The 18,744-nt window shown below is 36.1% G+C and carries 16 protein-coding genes; 12 read left to right on the top strand and 4 right to left on the bottom strand.

Annotation, left to right across the window (positions count from 1 at the left end; translation table 11 throughout):
- Positions 1 to 44: 44 nt before the first annotated feature.
- The 7 genes from NG809_RS09080 to NG809_RS09050 all read left to right on the top strand — a co-directional run bounded on the left by NG809_RS09080 (position 45) and on the right by NG809_RS09050 (position 7,281).
- Positions 45 to 1,709 (top strand): DNA repair protein RecN, encoded by a 1,665-nt coding sequence (locus tag NG809_RS09080; RefSeq protein ID WP_262149943.1) that lies wholly within the window; start codon positions 45 to 47, stop codon positions 1,707 to 1,709.
- A 2-nt stretch (positions 1,710 to 1,711) separates the two neighbouring features.
- On the top strand, positions 1,712 to 2,290 hold the full coding sequence (locus NG809_RS09075; protein ID WP_262149942.1) for a hypothetical protein: 579 nt from the start codon (positions 1,712 to 1,714) through the stop codon (positions 2,288 to 2,290).
- 76 nt (positions 2,291 to 2,366) lie between these two features.
- Positions 2,367 to 3,830 (top strand): DUF5687 family protein, encoded by a 1,464-nt coding sequence (locus NG809_RS09070; RefSeq protein WP_262149940.1) that lies wholly within the window; start codon positions 2,367 to 2,369, stop codon positions 3,828 to 3,830.
- Between the two features lie 169 nt (positions 3,831 to 3,999).
- The gene (locus NG809_RS09065) at positions 4,000 to 4,782 is read left to right on the top strand and encodes an ABC transporter ATP-binding protein (RefSeq protein ID WP_262149938.1); all 783 of its coding nucleotides are present in this window, start codon (positions 4,000 to 4,002) and stop codon (positions 4,780 to 4,782) included.
- 272 nt (positions 4,783 to 5,054) lie between these two features.
- Positions 5,055 to 5,615, top strand: coding sequence for an RNA polymerase sigma factor (locus NG809_RS09060; RefSeq protein ID WP_262149936.1), 561 nt, complete (start codon positions 5,055 to 5,057; stop codon positions 5,613 to 5,615).
- Entirely contained in the window at positions 5,602 to 6,213 is a 612-nt protein-coding gene (locus tag NG809_RS09055; protein ID WP_262149934.1) for a hypothetical protein, read from the top strand. Before NG809_RS09060 ends, NG809_RS09055 begins: the two co-directional genes overlap by 14 nt.
- 30 nt (positions 6,214 to 6,243) lie before the next feature.
- Positions 6,244 to 7,281: an outer membrane beta-barrel protein gene (locus NG809_RS09050; protein WP_262149933.1), complete on the top strand. Its 1,038-nt coding sequence runs from the start codon at positions 6,244 to 6,246 to the stop codon at positions 7,279 to 7,281.
- Positions 7,282 to 7,533: 252 nt separating this feature from the next.
- Here the strand turns inward: NG809_RS09050 and fumC are convergent, their stop codons facing one another.
- Positions 7,534 to 8,928 carry a class II fumarate hydratase gene (gene fumC / locus NG809_RS09045; RefSeq protein ID WP_262149931.1) on the bottom strand — a complete coding sequence of 465 codons (1,395 nt, stop codon included), beginning with the start codon at positions 8,926 to 8,928 and terminating at the stop codon, positions 7,534 to 7,536.
- Positions 8,929 to 9,230: 302 nt separating this feature from the next.
- Between fumC and NG809_RS09040 the strand changes: the two genes are divergently transcribed.
- A complete protein-coding gene (locus NG809_RS09040) occupies positions 9,231 to 10,838 on the top strand; it encodes a fumarate hydratase (protein WP_262149930.1) in 1,608 nt (535 codons plus the stop codon).
- A 98-nt stretch (positions 10,839 to 10,936) separates the two neighbouring features.
- Positions 10,937 to 11,224, top strand: coding sequence for a hypothetical protein (locus tag NG809_RS09035; RefSeq protein WP_056082726.1), 288 nt, complete (start codon positions 10,937 to 10,939; stop codon positions 11,222 to 11,224).
- Positions 11,225 to 11,326: 102 nt separating this feature from the next.
- On the opposite strand, the gene NG809_RS09030 is transcribed toward NG809_RS09035, so the two are convergent.
- The gene (locus NG809_RS09030) at positions 11,327 to 12,175 is read right to left on the bottom strand and encodes a helix-turn-helix transcriptional regulator (RefSeq protein WP_262149929.1); all 849 of its coding nucleotides are present in this window, start codon (positions 12,173 to 12,175) and stop codon (positions 11,327 to 11,329) included.
- Between the two features lie 126 nt (positions 12,176 to 12,301).
- On the opposite strand from NG809_RS09030, the gene NG809_RS09025 reads away from it, so the two are divergent.
- Positions 12,302 to 12,679, top strand: a complete 378-nt coding sequence (locus NG809_RS09025; RefSeq protein ID WP_262149927.1) for a DoxX family protein — start codon at positions 12,302 to 12,304, stop codon at positions 12,677 to 12,679.
- Positions 12,680 to 12,764: 85 nt separating this feature from the next.
- On the opposite strand, the gene NG809_RS09020 is transcribed toward NG809_RS09025, so the two are convergent.
- On the bottom strand, positions 12,765 to 14,123 hold the full coding sequence (locus NG809_RS09020; protein WP_262149925.1) for an acyl-CoA dehydrogenase family protein: 1,359 nt from the start codon (positions 14,121 to 14,123) through the stop codon (positions 12,765 to 12,767).
- A gap of 278 nt (positions 14,124 to 14,401) precedes the next feature.
- On the opposite strand from NG809_RS09020, the gene NG809_RS09015 reads away from it, so the two are divergent.
- Complete coding sequence (locus tag NG809_RS09015) at positions 14,402 to 15,319, top strand: DUF4349 domain-containing protein (protein ID WP_262149923.1); 918 nt, start codon at positions 14,402 to 14,404, stop codon at positions 15,317 to 15,319.
- 59 nt (positions 15,320 to 15,378) lie between these two features.
- Here the strand turns inward: NG809_RS09015 and NG809_RS09010 are convergent, their stop codons facing one another.
- Entirely contained in the window at positions 15,379 to 16,809 is a 1,431-nt protein-coding gene (locus NG809_RS09010) for a glycoside hydrolase family 125 protein (protein ID WP_262149921.1), read from the bottom strand.
- A gap of 237 nt (positions 16,810 to 17,046) precedes the next feature.
- Here NG809_RS09010 and pgi point away from each other — a divergent pair, with 237 nt between their 5' ends.
- Positions 17,047 to 18,687 (top strand): glucose-6-phosphate isomerase, encoded by a 1,641-nt coding sequence (gene pgi, locus NG809_RS09005; protein WP_262149919.1) that lies wholly within the window; start codon positions 17,047 to 17,049, stop codon positions 18,685 to 18,687.
- The last annotated feature ends 57 nt before the right edge of the window (positions 18,688 to 18,744 follow it).

Below are 18,744 nucleotides of genomic sequence, written 5' to 3'. Positions count from 1 at the left end.
GTTTAAAATTTTATATTTGCATTACAAAATGCAGACTTCGTAATATGCTTTCCAGAATTTACATCAAAAACTTTGCGCTCATCGATGTGCTCGAAGTTAATCTAAACAAAGGTTTACAGGTGATTACCGGCGAAACCGGTGCAGGAAAATCTATTATCCTCGGTGCATTGCGCTTGATTTTGGGTGAAAGGGCAGACCTAAAATCTATTTCTAAAGCGGAAGAAAAAAGCATTGTAGAAACTGAATTTTCATTAAATAATCAGTTTAAAAAATTCTTTATTGAAAACGATCTCGATTATGAGCATCAAACGATTATCCGTCGTGAAATTCTTCCTTCAGGAAAGTCAAGAGCGTTTATAAATGATGTTCCGGTGACTTTGGATATTCTTAAAGAGCTGACCTCTCAGTTAGTAGACATTCATTCTCAGTTTGAAACTTCCAATCTGTTCACCTCAGAATATCAGTTTAAAATTATAGACGGAATTTCAGGAAATAAAACAATTCTTGAAGAATATCAGAAAGAATTTTCAAATTTCCAAAGTCTGCAGCTTCAGCTTAAAAAATATAAAACCCAGCTTACAGAAAACAATAAAGAAAGTGATTACAAAACCTTTCTTTTAAATGAACTGGAAGAAATAGAACTCGATCATATTGATTTTGAAGAGCTTCAGAACCAGCTTTCTGTACAGGCAAACGCCGAAATGATTTCAGAAAATCTCGCTCAGATTCTGTCGAGGTTTCATCAGGAGGAAGTGGGGATTTTTTCATTTTTTAATGAAGCTAAAAATAAACTTTCTAAAATTGCCGAGGTTTCACAGGGATTTGCCGAGCTCGACAGTAGACTTGAAACTTCTTTCGTGGAAATAAAAGACATTATTTCTGAACTTGAAAATGAAGCAGAAAAAATTGAGATCAATCCTGAAAATTTAGCACTTTTAAGTCTTCTTAATAACAAACTCAACACACTTTTCATCAAACATAATGTTTCTGATGTTGAAGGCTTGAGAGAAATCAGAGATCAGTTGGCAGGCGAACAGAAGGGTGCTTCCGAACTTGAGGAGCTGATTGTTCAGATTGAGAAAAACATTGTTTTAAAAGAAAAAGCACTGGCTGATCTTTCAAAAAAACTTTCAGATAAAAGGAAGAAAAGCACCCCGTCATTTATTTCTAAAGCTGAAGGTTTGCTTAAAAAATTAGGTCTTGAAAAAGCAAAAGTTGAAATCGATCTTCAGGATTCTCAGGAATTCAACAGTTTCGGGAAAGAAAATATTCAGTTATTATTTCAGGCCAACTCAGGTTTTCCTCTAAGACCGATTCAAACGGCAGTTTCCGGCGGTGAAAGATCAAGAGTGATGCTCGCAGTAAAGAAAATTATTGCCGAAAGTGATGAACTTCCAACATTAATTTTAGACGAAATCGACACCGGAGTTTCCGGAAAAGTTGCCGAAGAAATCGGAAATCTGATGCGTGAAATGTCTGAAGATATGCAGTTGATCGTTATTTCTCACTTGGCACAGGTTGCTGCAAAAGGTAACGACAATTACAAAGTGGTAAAGCAGGATGTGAACGGTAAAACACAATCCAACATCGTTGCTCTTTCTGACGAAGATAAACTGAATGAGATTGCCCAATTGCTTTCCGGAAGCAAGATCACGGAGGCGGCTTTGGCGCAGGCGAAGGAGTTGATAGGACAATCAGATATTATTTAGATATGAAAATTTTATTTACAATTCTTATTTCTTTGTTTGGCAATGTTATTTTTGCACAAGATCATTTCGAGAAAGATCTTCAAAAATTATTTGTTGGATTAAATGTGGATCGTAAACCTGAAGAAATAATTTCAGGAACTAACCTGAAATTTGAAAAATTTTCCAGAAAACAGGAAGATACCGGAGAACCGATTACAATGTACTATTCAAAATATGACAAAAATGTCATGATCAAATCAAAGATATTGGAAGCAGAAGTTTGGGTAGAGCAAAGAGATTACGAAAAGAAGCTTGGTCGGCACACCATTTCTCAAAAAATAGCGCTTCCAAATTATGAATCTGTAATTGTTGAGTATAATAATATTTACAATAAATTTGAAGCCTATGCTTCAAATATTATGAGTGAATCTCCTGAAAATGAAAATGAGAATGAAAGTGAAGGGAAGGAAATTAATACTACATTAACCATTAAAGATGATGTTGCAGTAAGATATTTTAGTTTGTCCTATCTTATTCCCAAAAAGGAAGATCGGAATAAAGTACAATATTTATTTATTAGCTATCGTTACAGAAGATATTAATTGTTTATTCTTTTGTCAATCCTGTTAAAACTGTAACAAAAACTACACTATTTTTACTAATATTAAAAAGTAAACTATGTTTAAAAGGTTTCTGAAGCTCGAGTGGAAGAGTTTTTTCAGAGGTTCGTCGGTCGGGATTAATCTGGCGATGAAGATTTTCAGGATTATTGGGATTTGTTTCTTTGTTTTGTGGCTCGCAATGATGTCTTTCATTGCTTATTTCTTTGCACAGGAAGAAATGGATGAAGATCCATTAAAAGTAATTTCACGTTTTCTGATAATTGGCTGGCTGATAGATTTGGTTTTCAAATATATGGTTCAGCAGATTCCTACGCAGAATATCAAACCTTTTCTTACTCAGAATATTCCTAAAAAAATTGTTGTCAATTATACTTTAATTAAAACTTTTCTTACGCCGCTGAGTTGGTTTAATTCTATTTTTTTGGTTACTTTTTGTGGAATCTTAGCTTTCAACGGTTACGGATTTGTCGGAATTTTCACTTGGTTTATCGGAGTTTCTTCTCTGTTTTATCTGAATAATTTTCTCAATCTTTTATTTAATGATAAAGAAAATGTGGCGATCGGTGTTGGAATTTTGATTGCAGTTTTTGCGGCTTTAAATTATTACGAAATTGTCCCTGTTTTATCTTACTCAGAAAAGATTTTTTATAATTTGTACGAACGACCTTATTTTGCGGTAGTTCCTGCTATGCTTTTCCTTGGTCTGTGGAAAATTACCTTCAATTACATCCGAAAAGGTTTTTATCTTGATGAAGGTCTTGAAGCTAAAAAAGAAATCGGAAAAACCGAAAACATCGCTTTCCTTAATAAATACGGAGCTATCGGAACATTTATCAACAATGACATCAAAATGCTGAAGCGAAATAAGGTAACCAAAGGTGTTGTAATAGGCAGTTTCCTTTTTGTGTTTTACGGCTTGCTGATGTTTTCAAATAAATACTACCAGACACCTGCAGCATTAATGTTTATGGGGCTTTTTGTAACCGGAGGCTTTCAGTTTACTTTCGGTGGAAGAGTTCCCGCTTTCGACAGTGCCTATTATCCTCTGATGATGACGCTCAACGTGCCGTACAAAGAATATATTAAAGCCAAATGGTGGCTTATGAATATTGTAACAGTCTTTTCTATTGTCTTGGCCTTATTCTACGTATACTTCGGTTGGGATGTCTACCTTGCATTTTTTGCGGCGGGAATCTACAATATCGGTGTCAACTCACAGTTTACCCTCTTGTCGGGCGCTTATAATAAAAACCTCATCGATTTAAATTCAAAAGAAAAGAGAGTTGGGCAAAAAAATACATTCACCTTTAAAACGATTATTCTGATGGTGCCCAAAATGCTTTTGCCAATGGCTGTTTACGGGATTTTCTTCTACTTCTTCGGAATTACTGCAGCGGTAACCAGCATCGCAGTTTTGGGTCTTTTAGGATTTATTTTCCGCGAAAAAATCTTCGATATCATTATTAAAGTCTATAAAACCGAGAAATACAGTACGATTGAGGCTTTTAAAAAAGATTAAGTTGAAAGAACCAAGTAGAAAGAGCCAAGTAACAAGTACAAAGACTCAAGTAAAGTAATTCGGGTTCAAACTGGAAAGCTCACGTTATAACCGTCAAGATCGAAAGTCGTGTTATTAGCAAAACCAAACACCCATCATCCCACATCCATCACCCAACAAAATAAAGAAAATGATTACAATTCAAAACCTCACGAAAACCTACGGCACTGCAACCGTTCTCAATATAGAAAATTTGGAAATTACAAAAGGCGAAACTTTCGGCTTGGTCGGAAACAACGGTGCGGGAAAAACCACGCTTTTCAGTTTAATGCTTGATTTGATCCAGCCTACAACGGGTTATGTAAGTGTTGAAGATGTTAAAGTAAATGAATCTGAAGCATGGAAAAATAAAGTTTCAGCTTTCATCGACGAAACTTTTCTTATTGGATACCTTACGCCTGAAGAATATTTTTATTTTATCGGAGAATTAAGAGGTCAAAATAAAGCTTCTGTAGATGAGTTTATAAAGCAGTTTCATGATTTGTTTAACGGAGAAATCGTCAATGCAGGAAAATACGTAAGAGATCTATCCAAAGGAAATCAGAAAAAGGTAGGAATTGTTGGAGCATTAATTGGAAAGCCTGAAATTATTATTCTGGATGAGCCTTTTGCCAATCTCGATCCTTCCACACAGATCAAACTGAAAAATATGATTCGTGATTTTGCAAAAGAAAATGGGGTGACGTTTTTAATTTCAAGTCATGATCTTGCCCACACAACCGAGGTTTGCAACAGAATTGTGGTTGTGAATAAAGGCGAAGTCGTACGTGATATCCAAACCACGCCCGAAACTTTACGCGACCTTGAAAAGTATTTTGAAGATCAGGTCAACTCAGGAAAGCAGGAAGTGATTTCTGAAGAGCCTGTAGTGACAAAGGATTTGCCAACAGAAAATACAAGCGGGACGTTTTGATTAAATCTAAAGGATAATCGACGGTAAAATTACAGGCCTTGAAGGGGCGACAACATTAGCATCGGGTGCAGCCCGATATTTTACATTTGACATTATCACAAAGCCCTGAAAGGGCAACATCATTAGAATCGCATCCGATTAATGTTTTTTAAAGTAATTAAATAAAATACAACATTCATTTTCAGTAGCTTACGAAAAATGTAGATAAAATTTGAAAAAATCTGTAACCATTTTAAACTTTTGCTGTCTTTAGTATATAAACAGAATAAACCATGAAGCTTTTGTTTGGAAATAAAAAAGATGATTTGCTGAGCCGCCTCAAAAGGCAGGATCCGGCTGCGCAGAAAATCTTTTATGATCAGAGTGTAAAGAAATTTCTGAGTGTGGCAAAAAGCTACGTCAGCGATATCTATCAGGCGGAAGATTGCGTGATCAAAGCATTCTGCAAAATTTTTAAACACATCGAAAGCTTCCGTGGTGAAGGAAACTTCGAAGGTTGGGCGAGAAAAATTGTGGTCAACGAATGCCTCAATTTCATTAAAAGCCGCAAAACGGTTTTTTACCTCGACGACGTTCATGCTTCTGTTCTGGAAGATTTGCAGGAAGAGACTTTTGATTTTGACTTTAATGCTCAGGAACTTTTAGATCAGCTTCCGGATGCGTACAGAATGGTTTTCAACCTTTATGTGATTGAAGATTATTCGCATCAGGAAATTGCAGATACACTGAATATTTCACTGGCAGTGAGCAAAACCCAACTCTTCAGAGCAAAAGAAAAATTAAGAAAGATTTACTTTCAACAACAAAAACAACTGAAAAATGAACTCGTTTAATAATAATTTTGAAAAACAATTCAAAAAACAAATCGACGAAAGAGAGCTTACTCCTTCAAGAGATTTGTGGGCAGAAATTCAGGCTCAGACTGAAAATTCTGTTTCCGGAAAATCTAAATTGAACTGGGTTTATCTGGCTGCGTGTTTTGTTGTAATCTTTGGTTTGGGAGCGGTTTTATTTTTTAATAATGATGCAGATCCAAAATCACAACTGGCTGATACGGTAAATATACCTTCTCAAAAACAGGATAATCCGGTAGAATCAGAGGAAATTAATTCAAATGAAATTATTTCTGAAAAAGAAGAAGAAAAATTGGCTGAGACTAAAAATATTCCTTCGCAGGAAAAAACAGTGCAGGAAATTCAGACTCAAAGCAATCTGCCACTTATCAAAGAAAATCCTTCGGAAGTTGCTTCTCAAATCATTATTCAGAATCAGCCTGCGAAAATCATGGCAAAATCCGATTCTGTACAGGTGAAAAAGAAAAAGAAATTCGTTGATTCTTCAACCTTACTTTTCTCAATCGAGCATAAAGATGTTATCGAAAAATCCAAAGACGGCAGCAATGTCGCAACCATCGATCTGAACAATAAATAATTCAATTTTAAACTAAAAAATAATAATATCATGATTAAGAAATTTATCATCACAGGAATGTTGTGCCTTGTTGCAACGACGGTTAGTGCACAGAAAAAAGCGTTGGGAATCAACCTTCAGTCTAAAGAAGACACCACTGTAAGCCCGATTGTTAAAGAGAAAGTAGAAGAATACGCAGTAAAGATCAACGCAATTATTCAGGAAGAAAAGAAGCTGATGGAAAGCGAATTATTAGTTCTTCAGGCAAAAAATTTAGATAAAGCTGAATTCGACAGACAGAAAGCGCAAATTGCCGACAGCTATTCGGATAAAATAGATACAAAAATTGAAGCTTTGGGTTTTGATTTGGATCAGGTCATCCAAAAGCAGGTGAGATATTCTCTTTTAAATTCTGACGTAACCTCAAACGAAGAATTAAAATCACAATTGCTCAAAAAATACCGTCCGACAAAAAACCTTGAAGGCTATTTTGCTTACGGAATCATGACGCTGACGAATGATAAACCGGATAATGATTTAGATAAAAATTTAGGCTACGCCAACAATCTGGAGTTTGGTTTAAAATTCAATTACCAGTTCAGCAGAACGAGCCCTTGGGGATTGATTTCAGGTCTGGGGTTTTCATGGAGAACAGTTCGTCCGGACAATAATATGATTTTTGCGAAACAAAACAGCGATGTGATGTTGGCAAAATATGAAGGAAGTTTAGATAAGTCTAAATTAAGAACAGGTTATTTGATGGTTCCTTTCGGATTTCAGTATAATTTTTCTAAAATTAAAAATGCCGGAATGGATGTTCAGTACAGACCTTATTCAGACGGTTTGAGAATGACTGCGAACGTTTATGGCGGTGTAAGAATGTCAACTAATAATATCGTTAAAGGAGATTCTCAAAGTTTCAGAGACCGTTCCAATTATCAGGTCAATCCATTTGTTTATGGCGCTCAGTTCACGGTTTCTTATGATAACTTAAGTGTTTTCGTTAAAAGAGATTTCAGCAATTTCTTCAAAGATTCTTATTTTGAAAACGACAAAGCTTTGGTTTTCGGAATTGCTTTAGGTTGGTAAGATTTTTCACATTTATATTTAACAGAAAACTCCGTAGAAATTTATTTTCCACGGAGTTTTTATCAATTATTTAAATTTTTATCTCCCACAGATTTCACAGATTTGCACAGAGGTGTAGGTAGAAAAATCTATTGAATATTTGAATATATAATGCTTTCATCTCACGCAGATTATGCAAATTGAGCAGATCTAAAATCTGTGAAAATCTGTGCGATCTGTGGGCAATATTCCATGTAATTCGTGAGCGATATTCTATTTCAAACTTCCCACCATATCCTCAGGTTTTACCCACTCATCAAACTGTTCAGAAGTGACAAAACCAAGGTTAATTGCTTCTTCTTTTAAAGTCGTTCCGTTTTTGTGAGCGGTTTTTGCAATTTTTGCAGCATTTTCATAACCGATATGCGTGTTCAAAGCCGTGACCAGCATCAAAGATTTATCAACTAACTCTTTAATTCTCTCATGATTCGGTTCAATGCCAACAGCACAATGATCATTAAATGAAATGCAGGCATCAGCAATCAGTTGTGCGGACTGTAAGAAATTGTAAGCCATGACCGGTTTGAAAACATTCAGTTCATAATTCCCTTGAGTTCCCGCAAAAGAAATTGTGGTGTCATTACCTAAAACCTGAGCACAAACCATCGTTAAAGCTTCATTCTGTGTAGGATTTACTTTTCCAGGCATAATCGAAGAACCAGGCTCGTTTTCCGGAATATGAATTTCACCAATTCCTGAACGTGGTCCCGAAGCCATTAACCTGATATCCTGAGCAATCTTGTATAAAGAAACCGCCAATTGCTTCAACGCGCCGTGAGATTCTACGATTGCATCATGAGCAGCCAAAGCTTCAAATTTATTTTCTGCCGTTACAAAAGGGAGATTGGTGAATTTTGCAATATATTCAGCTACTTTCACATCATAGCCTTGGGGTGTATTTAAACCTGTTCCCACAGCTGTTCCGCCCAAAGCCAACTCAGAAAGATGGGGTAATGTGTTTTTTAAAGCTTTAATTCCGTAGTTCAACTGGGCAACATATCCTGAAAACTCCTGACCTAAAGTCAGTGGCGTAGCATCCATCAAATGCGTTCTCCCGATTTTTACAATGTCTTTAAACTGAACTGCTTTTTCGTTCAACGTATTTTTTAGTTTCTCAACTGCAGGAATTGTAACTTCAACTACTTTTTTGTAAGCAGCGATGTGCATCGCGGTTGGATAGGTGTCGTTGGACGACTGAGATTTATTCACATCGTCATTAGGGTGAACTTCAGTTTTGTCGCCTAAGTTTCCGCCAGCATTAAAGTGAGAACGGTTGGCAATCACTTCATTCACATTCATATTTGACTGTGTTCCCGAGCCTGTTTGCCAGATGACCAAAGGAAACTGATCATTCAATTTGCCCTCTAAAATTTCGTCGCAAACCTTGCCGATCATATCTCTTTTTTCTGCGGGAAGAACTCCCAAGTCGGTGTTCGTAAATGCCGCAGCTTTTTTTAAATAAGCAAATGCTTCGATAATTTCATGAGGCATTGAACCTTCGGGGCCGATTTTGAAATTGTTTCTTGAACGTTCTGTCTGTGCGCCCCAAAATTTGTCTGCAGGAACCTGCACTTCACCCATGGTGTCTTTTTCTATTCTGTAATTCATTGTGATTGAAAAATTTAGTTAACTACAAAAGGCTAGTGCTTTAATTTAAAGATGTAATAATAAAATTTAAAGTTCGCAAAGTAAAAATCTTAGATTTTTAAAACTATTGTGATCTTATACAAGATCTTTATTAAACTTAAATAAACAGCATCAAAAACTTTTGTGACTTTAAAGTTTCTATAAAGTTAAACAATGTAAAACAACCCCGCAATTTATAATCATTATAAATACGTATCTAAATCATTGATTTTACTCATGCTTTTTTCACGATGTTTTATTTTTGCACCGAAAATAGAAAGTAAATGGATTTTAGATATCAGGATCCGTATCCAATTTTGAAAGATGATACGGTTTATAAAAAATTGACTTCAGACTATGTGAAAGTGGAGCAGCATGGCGAAAGAGAAATTTTAACCATCGACCCGAAAGGTCTGGAACTTCTTGCTGAAGAAGCTATGGCAGATGTTTCTTTCATGCTTCGTTCTTCACATTTGGAAAGTTTAAGAAGAATTATTGATGATCCTGAAGCAACCGATAACGACAGATTTGTTGCTTACAACTTACTTCAAAATGCAGCAGTTGCTGTGGAAGGTGCTTTACCTTCTTGCCAAGATACCGGAACGGCGATCGTGATGGGAAAAAAAGGTGAAAATGTGTACACTGGCGTTGAAGACGGCGAATATTTAAGCAAAGGAATTTACAATACTTACCAAAAAAGAAACCTAAGATATTCTCAGGTTGTTCCTCTAACGATGTTTGATGAGAAAAATTCAGGTTCCAATCTTCCGGCGCAGATTGATATCTATGCTAAAAAAGGAAATTACTACGAATTTTTATTCCTGACGAAAGGTGGAGGTTCTGCCAACAAAACTTTCCTTTATCAGAAAACGAAATCTTTATTGAACGAAAAGTCTTTGGAAGCTTTTGTGAAAGAAAGAATTTCAGATTTGGGAACAGCTGCCTGCCCGCCTTATCACCTGGCTTTGGTAATTGGTGGAACTTCAGCTGAAGCGAATTTGGCTGCAGTGAAAAAAGCTTCTGCAAAATATTATGACAATCTTCCGACAGAAGGAAATGAGGCCGGACAGGCATTCAGAGATTTGGAGTGGGAAGCAAAAGTTCAGAAAATCTGTCAGGAAAGTGCTATTGGTGCTCAGTTTGGCGGAAAATATTTAACGCACGACGTGAGAGTAATCAGATTGCCTCGTCACGCAGCTTCTTGTCCGGTAGGAATGGGAGTTTCCTGTTCAGCAGACAGAAATATCAAAGGGAAAATTACCAAAGACGGAATTTTCTTAGAGCAATTGGAGCAGGATCCGAAAAGATTTTTACCTGCAACGCCGCCACATTTGGAAGAAGCCGTAGAAATCGATCTGAACAAGCCAATGCCTGAAATTTTAGCTGAACTTTCAAAATATCCTATCAAAACAAGATTAAAATTAAACGGAACTTTAATTGTTGCCAGAGATATTGCTCATGCAAAAATCAAAGAATTATTGGATGCAGGAAAGCCGATGCCTGAATACTTCAAAAACCACCCAATTTACTACGCGGGTCCTGCGAAAACACCGGAAGGAATGGCTTCAGGAAGTTTCGGACCGACAACTGCGGGAAGAATGGATGTTTACGTAGACGAATTCCAGAGTCACGGAGGAAGTATGGTGATGTTGGCAAAAGGAAACAGAACTGCTGATGTAACCAATGCTTGTAATAAATACGGCGGTTTCTACATCGGTTCAATCGGCGGACCGGCTGCAATTTTGGCGAAAGACAATATTTTGTCTGTTGAGGTTGTTGATTTCCCGGAATTAGGAATGGAAGCAGTAAGAAAAATTGAGGTGAAAGACTTCCCTGCGTTCATCATAACTGACGATAAAGGCAATGACTTCTTCGCAGATTTGGCACATTAATTAGTTTAAATTTAAAATAAATAGCAAAAATCAGCTTTCATGTTTTGCCTAAGAGGTAAAAATGTTCTATTTTTGCGTAAATCTTTAAGAAAAGAATCATGATGTTATCAGCATTTTGGCCGTTTTACCAATTCATCTGGACAGTTTACTTCGTTTGTATGTTGCTTGTCGGGTTTTGGTGTATTATAATGTTTTTCGGTTTTATTATTCCCCTTTGGTTAACTGAAGGTTTGAAAGAATATTTCGGAAAAGTAAAGCCTTTCGACCCTGAGAAAATCAGAAGCAAAATGCTTTATGAGCAGGAAGGTGTAGAAGTTGTTTACAACTCACCTAAAGGTCACGGTCCTTTTGTTCACGATAGCCACGGAAGTCACGGACATCATTAATTGATTGTCAGTTCTTTTTCCCCTGAATTCGGAGAAAGGACTATCAAAGCAAAACAACATATATTTAAAACCACTGTTTTTTACGGTGGTTTTTCTTTTTATTTAAATATTCCTCAGTTTATCAGGTGAAATTCCATATTTCTTTTTAAATGCACGGCTGAAATTGGGTACGTACTCATAGCCGCATTCCGATGCTATTTCTTTAATGAGAAATTCTCTGTTAACAATCATTTTTCTGGCTTTCAACATTCTGAGTTCATTGATGTATTCTGAAATTGTAAGTTTATATTCAGATTTAAATTCAGACCTTATTTTAGTTTCATTTAAACCCAATTGTAGTGCAATATCAAGTGTGCTGATCTGCTGTGCGTAATATTTATCAATAAAACTTTTTGTTATCTGAGCAGTATTTTCAGTAGTAGGAATGTTTTTATATTCGCTGAATTGCTCAAAAATAAGCATGAGAAGTTTTATAATTTTGGCTTCAATTAAGAGTTTCTGTAAAACCCCTTTCTTAGAACTTTCTGTGATTTCCTTAATAATCATGTGCATTTCAACAGTGATTTTTGGAGGTTCTGAATGATTTAATAATATAAACTGATTTTTAATCATCCTGTCCAAAATACTTTTGTTTTCTTTACTTTCTTGAGGATCCAAAAGATTTGAAATATAGGAATATTCAAACTGAATATGTAGAAATTCCATTGCAGAACTGCTTGTTGAAATCAGTTTCGCGGTTTTTTTAGAGAAACTGTAATGAAGAATATAAGAATTTTTTTTAATCGAAATTTCAGAATGAATATCATCTGCTTCAAGACTTATATTGGAGCTCAGAAAAAACACAAGATTGAAGCAGTTTTCGGTTTCGATTTGGTATTCATTATCTAATCCACCAATGTTTACGGAGATGTTTTCGTTTTTGAAAAAAGGTAGATTAGTTTCTGATGGCATTTTCTTTTCTGTGAAATCTACCACAAATTTAATTAGAATAATTAAAAATAATAAAAATTAAAATATGAGTTTTGTTATGAATTTTTGGATTAAAATTTTGTTTAAATTTGATTAAAATGATCAATCATGAAAATCGTAAAATTTATTATCTGCCTGCTTTTCGGGCTTATGTTTGTCAACGCCGGCTTAGACAAGTTCCTACACTACATGCCGATGCCGGAAATCACTCCGGAACAGATGAAGATTTTTGATGCGTTCAACAAATTGCACTGGCTGATGCCTTTGGTAGGAGCAGTAGAAATTATTGGCGGATTACTGTTCATCTTCCCAAAAACACGGGCTTTGGGTGCTATTGTGATCTTTCCGGTAATGGTCGGAATTATTCTTCACGTTTTCACTATCGACAAATCAACGACAGGAATGTCAATTGCCGGAGTTTTGTTTTTAATCAATCTTTGGATGATTGCTGATAACAAAGAGAAATATAAAGCTTTGCTGAAATAGGAATGTGAATTGTGAATTGTGAATTCGCTTGGCTCGTCAATATTTAATTCACTTGCGAGCAAAACTCACAATTCACTATTGACCTTTACACAAATGCGCTGAAACCTGTAATTGAACGGCCCACAATCAGTGAGTTGATTTCTTTTGTTCCTTCGTAAGAATAGATCGCTTCTGCGTCTGCTACGAATCTTGCGACATCGTATTCAAGCAGAATTCCGTTTCCGCCCATCACTTCACGAGCTCTGGAAACGACATCTCTTGTTCTTAATGTACAGAAAACTTTTGCGAGGGAAGCGTGCTCATCTTTTAAAGTACCTTCATCCTGCATTTCAGAAAGCCTGAAAACCATCGTCTGCATAGCGGTAAGGTTAGAAAGCATCTCCACCAGATGTCCCTGAATCATTTGGAATGAAGCAATAGGTTTTCCGAACTGTTCTCTGGTTCTTGTATAGTCCAAAGCACTTTCGTAAGCACCTCTTGCACATCCTGTCGCCATCCAGGCAACGCCGGCTCGTGTCATTCTCAAAACTTTTGCGGTGTCTTTGAACGAATTGGCATTCTGTAAACGGTTTTCTTCAGTGACAACACAATCTTTCAATGTAATCAAACCATTTTGAACAATTCTCAAAGCCATTTTTCCTCTTATTTTTTCGACCGAGTAACCTGGATTATCTTTTTCTACAATAAAACCTTTCACCTCACCGTCATCTAAATCTCTGGCCCAAATAATAATGATGTCTGCAAAAGTGGCGTTCCCGATCCATTTTTTCTGTCCGTTTAAAATCCAGCCTTCCGGAGTTTTCTTGCAGGTAACTGTTAAACCACCCGCCGCTCCGGAACCTACTTCAGGTTCAGTCAAGCCAAACGCTCCGATTTTTTCAAATTTCTGCATTTGAGGAAGCCATTTCTGTTTCTGCTCTTCCGAACCGCAAATATAAATTGAGCCCATCGAAAGACCAGACTGCACTCCAAAGAATGTGGCGATCGAAGCATCAATTCTTGCCATTTCCATCGCGATGACACCTTCCATTAAAAACGGCATTCCTTTACATCCGTAGCCTTCGTAGGTTACGCCGCAGATATCAAGTTTCTGAAATTTTGGAATCAATTCGTGCGGAAATTCGTCCCGAAGCCAGTAATGATTCACTAAAGGTTTGACTTCTTTTTCCATAAAATCTCTCACTTTCTGCTGAACTTCGCGCTGTTCGGGAGTTAATGTATGGTAAACGTCGTAGAAATCGCCATTGATGGGAGGAAGCTCTCTGGTTTTTTTATTCGGGTCAAGCATTTTCATCATTCCGCTGAGCTGTTTGTCATCCAGTTTGGAAAAATTTTCCATGAGTTTTGGAAGATTTACTTTTTGTGAAATTTCGCTGAGCTGGTCAAAATCAATCGATTTAAACAATTCTATGGCGTTTCTGATTTTGGAAAAAGTTTTAGACATATTGATTTCTGTTTTGATTTGTAAAATTTAAGCAAAAATCAATCCGAAATACCACACAGAAGAGATGTAGTGTTTTACAAATTATTGATTATCAAAATTTTAGATTAAATATTTATTTACAAAGTTTTTACTCAGGTTTTTCAAACATTACAAAGGTTTCTGCCCCAACTTTGAAATAAGCAATCCGGCAACGTATAGCACTTCGAAATCATTACGGTTTGTTTTATTTAAATAGAAAAAGTAATACTTCATGCAGCTAACATCAAAAAATATAGAATATGAAAACGACTTACATTAAATTAAGCTTCGCAACTGCCCTTTTACTGGGAATTTATTCATGCAAAAAAGGAGAAGCAACGGTAAGTGACTATGAAGTTTCCGCAAATGCAGATTCTGCTGCTATTGCTAAAGATATTTCCTCTGTAGCAACCATGAAAGTGAAAGACAAACAGTTCATCAAAACTGCTGAAGTCAACATGGAAGTTAAAGATGTTTATGAAGCCACAACCTCAATGGAAAAATCGGTTCAGGAACTTGGCGGATTCGTTACGCACAGCAATCTTCAGAGCAATGTGGTTTCTGAAGAGACTTTTAACACCTCAAACGAAGAGGCTATGCTGGTAAAAAAATACCAGACCGAAAACAAAATGCAGGTTCGCGTGCCTACAGAAAATCTGGGTGAATTTTTGACTTTAATCAACAACAAAAAACTGTTCCTTAATTCAAGAATAATCAATGCAGAAGACGTGACCGCCAACATAAAATATGCGGAAATGGAAGGCAAAAGAATCAAGAAAACAGAAGAAAATATTTCAAAACTCAAGGCAAATAAAGACAAGGTTACTTTAGATAACGAAAATATGTCCGACGGAAATCTGCAGCAGCTCGCTAACATGGATGTTTCGGATAATTTGAAGTACAGCACAGTTGATATTTACATCAAAGAACCTAAACTTCGCATCGCAGAAATCGTAGTGACCAACACAAAGAGCATCGACAATAAATATAAATTTAATTTCCTTTATGATGTGAAAAATGCTTTTGTAGAAGGCTTTTATCTGATTCAAAAACTGTTGGTGGGGCTTGTAACCATTTGGCCAATTATATTAATTGCAGGAATCGGATTTTACTTTTACCGAAAAAACAAATCTAACAATAGAATTCAGCAGACAAAAGAACATAATTCGGCATCCTAACCTTTAGGTTATCAACATAGATTTTTCTGAGCCTTCGCATTTGCGGAGGTTTTTTTGTTTTAAAACTTTCGTTTCAGGATTTCGGGTTTTGTTTTGTGAAGGTGAAGAATCAATTCACCAAAAAGCGTGTTGGCCCATGCAAACCACGATCTCGTAAAATCTTTTGGATTGTCTACATCGAAAGATTCGTGGATAAATCCGGTTCCTGCGTGAGTGGCTTTCAGCATTTTTAAAACTGAAATGATTTCTTCGTCATCATCAGTTGTCAAAGCCTGCATAATCAAACCCAAAGGCCAGATTTTGTGTTCGCCAATGTGCGGACCGCCAATTCCTTTCGCAAATTTCCCTTCACTGAACCACGGATTGGCTACGCTTAAAGAAAATTTCCTCGTATTTCTATAAACCTCGTCATCTTTTGAAGCATAACCCAAATAAGGAATTGATAAAAGATTCGGAACATTCGCATCATCCATAAACAGAGCATTTCCGAAGCCGTCGATTTCTAAAGCATAAATTTTTCCTGCGGTGGGATGGTTTAAAACCGCATATTTCTGAATGGCTTCATCTACTTCCTTTGCTAAATTTTTAAATTGAATGGAAGAATTTTCATCCTTTAATATCTTAGAGAAAATCTCTGCCGTCTCCCTTAGAGAAACCACCGCAAACATATTTGATGAAACCAAAAACGGATAAAAAACAGCATCGTCCGAAGGTCGGACCATTGAATGTATCAGACCGATTTTCTTTGTCGGATTTCCGTAGCCACCTGCAAATTGTGTATCTAAAGGATTTCCATTCACCCGCTGAAATTTATATGGTCCTTTCGAATCTTTTCTTTGCTGTTCTTTAAATGTTTTCAGAATTAAAAGCATTGCTTTTTTCCATTCATCATCAAAAACAGATGAATCGCCCGTCGTTTTCCAGTAATTGTAAGAAAGTCGGATCACATAACAGAGAGAGTCGACTTCCCATTTCCGCTCGTGAATTCCGGCTTTCATTTCCGTTAAATCATCTTTCCATTCGCTGATCTTACTTGCATCATCAAAAAATGCATTAGCGTAAGGATCCAGCAGAACACATTCAATCTGTTTATTAATAACACCTTTCAATAAATTTTTGAGTTTTTCATCCTCATTAGCTAAACTTAAATAGGGATAAACCTGCGCCGAAGAATCCCGAAGCCACATCGCATCGATGTCTCCGGTGATCACATATGTAAAAGGTCTATTTTTTTTCTGATAAAATTTTACCGTTGTATCTAAAGTGTTAGGGAAGCAATTCTCAAACATCCAAGACAATTCAGGATCAGCGATAGATTTTTTGATGGTTTTAATTGTGTTTTCAACGGTAGTTGATGTGAACTTTCTTTCACTTACTTTTGGTCTTTTCGATATAAAATCGTTATCAAATAAAAAAGTTGCAGAATTTGGTATTGCAAATAAGCCTAATCCGAGAGATGATTTTTTGATGAATGTTCTTCTGCTTAGCATTATGAGTCAATTAAAGTTATCATTTTCAAATCTAACATTTTTTATTCAATCAACACTTTTAAAATCTATCATAAGCAACTGATTTCACATCTTATTACAAAACTTAAGGACTGATTTTTAATCCACAATAAACATCATTGCCCGAAATTCCGTAAATTTGCAAATCAAAATTTATCAGAAAGAATTTAAAGGAATTTTCTTCGCAAAATCATTTAAATTTAATTTTAAACTTACACTATGCTATCTAAAATAAATCCTACACAAACCAACAGCTGGATATCTCTTGATGAACATTTTGGCGATAACGACTTCGAGTTGAGAAGTCTTTTTCAGTACAATTCGAACCGTTTTGAAGAGTTTTCTATCAAAAAGGAAAATTATATTTTCGATTACTCTAAAAATCTAATTGATTCAAGAACGAAAGAATTATTATTAAATCTTGCGGTAGAATGTCAGTTGCGTGATGCTATTAACAAGATGTTTTCGGGTGACAGAATCAACGAAACAGAAGGTAGAGCGGTTCTTCACACGGCTTTGAGGGATTTTTCGGATAAAGAAATTTTGGTAGACGGGGAAAATATTAAACCTCAAATCAAAAGAGTTTTGGATCACATGAAATCTTTTTCTGAAAACGTAATTTCAGGAAATCACAAAGGTTTCAGCGGAAAAGAAATTACCGATGTGGTAAATATCGGAATTGGTGGTTCAGATTTGGGGCCCGTGATGGTAGTTTCGGCTTTGAAGCATTTTAAAACAAGATTAAACGTTCATTTTGTTTCGAATGTAGACGGAAATCATATCGCTGAAGTAGTAAAAAACTTAAATCCTGAAACAACTTTATTCATCATTGCTTCAAAAACATTTACGACGCAGGAGACAATGACGAATGCTAATTCTGCTAAAGACTGGTTTTTAAAAGCTGGAAAACAGGAAGATGTAGCAAAGCATTTTGTGGCTTTATCAACTAACGTTCAGTCAGTTAAAGACTTTGGAATTGCAGAAGAAAACATCTTCGAATTCTGGGATTGGGTTGGCGGAAGATATTCTCTGTGGAGTGCTATTGGTTTAAGCATTGTACTTGCCGTAGGATATGACAATTTTGAGCAATTATTAAAGGGTGCTGAAAATACAGATCAGCATTTCCAGACAGCTGATTTTTCTGAAAACGTTCCTGTTTTAATGGGACTTTTAGGAATCTGGTACCGCAATTTTTATGCAGCAACCACTCATGCTATTTTGCCTTACTCACAATACCTTGACCGTTTTGCAGCCTATCTTCAGCAGGGAGATATGGAAAGCAACGGAAAATGTGTTGACAGAAACGGAGAATTTGTTGAGTATGAGACAGGTCCAATCATTTGGGGTGAGCCTGGAACAAATGGGCAGCATGCTTTCTATCAGCTGATTCATCAGGGAACAGAATTGATTCCTGCCGATTTTATTGCGTATGCGAAAAGTCCAAATGAAGTTTCTGATCATCAGGATAAATTATTAGCAAACTTTTTTGCCCAGACTGAAGCTTTGGCTTTTGGTAAAAATGAAGAAGAAGTTGAAGCAGAATTAAAAGCTTCAGGGAAATCTCAGGAAGAAATTGACTTCTTGTTAAATTATAAAGTCTTCCACGGAAATACCCCTACGAACTCATTATTAATTAAAGAATTAACCCCTTTTTCTTTGGGTCAGCTGATCGCATTGTATGAACATAAGATATTTGTACAAGGTGTCATTTGGAATATTTTCAGTTTTGATCAGTTTGGAGTGGAATTAGGGAAAGTTTTAGCGAATAAAATCTTACCTGAATTGGAAAATAGTGAAGCAATTAATTCTCACGACAGTTCTACGAATGGGTTGATTAATTATTATAAATCAAATAAATAAGTAGCTTTTGGCATCCAGCTTATTGCTATTGGCTTTAAATTCGGTGTGTTAATATTT

Origin of the sequence: Chryseobacterium foetidum, from assembly GCF_025457425.1 — a bacterium.
GTDB lineage: Bacteria > Bacteroidota > Bacteroidia > Flavobacteriales > Weeksellaceae > Chryseobacterium > Chryseobacterium foetidum.
The sequence above is the reverse complement of the archived record's forward strand: the minus strand, read 5'-3'. Positions and strand labels throughout refer to the sequence as shown.

Coding starts and splice junctions, on each gene's coding strand:
- NG809_RS09080 (WP_262149943.1), top strand. CDS start 45: ATGCTTTCCAGAATTTACATCAAAAACTTTGCGCTCATCGATGTGCTC.
- NG809_RS09075 (WP_262149942.1), top strand. CDS start 1,712: ATGAAAATTTTATTTACAATTCTTATTTCTTTGTTTGGCAATGTTATT.
- NG809_RS09070 (WP_262149940.1), top strand. CDS start 2,367: ATGTTTAAAAGGTTTCTGAAGCTCGAGTGGAAGAGTTTTTTCAGAGGT.
- NG809_RS09065 (WP_262149938.1), top strand. CDS start 4,000: ATGATTACAATTCAAAACCTCACGAAAACCTACGGCACTGCAACCGTT.
- NG809_RS09060 (WP_262149936.1), top strand. CDS start 5,055: ATGAAGCTTTTGTTTGGAAATAAAAAAGATGATTTGCTGAGCCGCCTC.
- NG809_RS09055 (WP_262149934.1), top strand. CDS start 5,602: ATGAACTCGTTTAATAATAATTTTGAAAAACAATTCAAAAAACAAATC.
- NG809_RS09050 (WP_262149933.1), top strand. CDS start 6,244: ATGATTAAGAAATTTATCATCACAGGAATGTTGTGCCTTGTTGCAACG.
- fumC (WP_262149931.1), bottom strand. CDS start 8,928: ATGAATTACAGAATAGAAAAAGACACCATGGGTGAAGTGCAGGTTCCT.
- NG809_RS09040 (WP_262149930.1), top strand. CDS start 9,231: ATGGATTTTAGATATCAGGATCCGTATCCAATTTTGAAAGATGATACG.
- NG809_RS09035 (WP_056082726.1), top strand. CDS start 10,937: ATGATGTTATCAGCATTTTGGCCGTTTTACCAATTCATCTGGACAGTT.
- NG809_RS09030 (WP_262149929.1), bottom strand. CDS start 12,175: ATGCCATCAGAAACTAATCTACCTTTTTTCAAAAACGAAAACATCTCC.
- NG809_RS09025 (WP_262149927.1), top strand. CDS start 12,302: ATGAAAATCGTAAAATTTATTATCTGCCTGCTTTTCGGGCTTATGTTT.
- NG809_RS09020 (WP_262149925.1), bottom strand. CDS start 14,123: ATGTCTAAAACTTTTTCCAAAATCAGAAACGCCATAGAATTGTTTAAA.
- NG809_RS09015 (WP_262149923.1), top strand. CDS start 14,402: ATGAAAACGACTTACATTAAATTAAGCTTCGCAACTGCCCTTTTACTG.
- NG809_RS09010 (WP_262149921.1), bottom strand. CDS start 16,809: ATGCTAAGCAGAAGAACATTCATCAAAAAATCATCTCTCGGATTAGGC.
- pgi (WP_262149919.1), top strand. CDS start 17,047: ATGCTATCTAAAATAAATCCTACACAAACCAACAGCTGGATATCTCTT.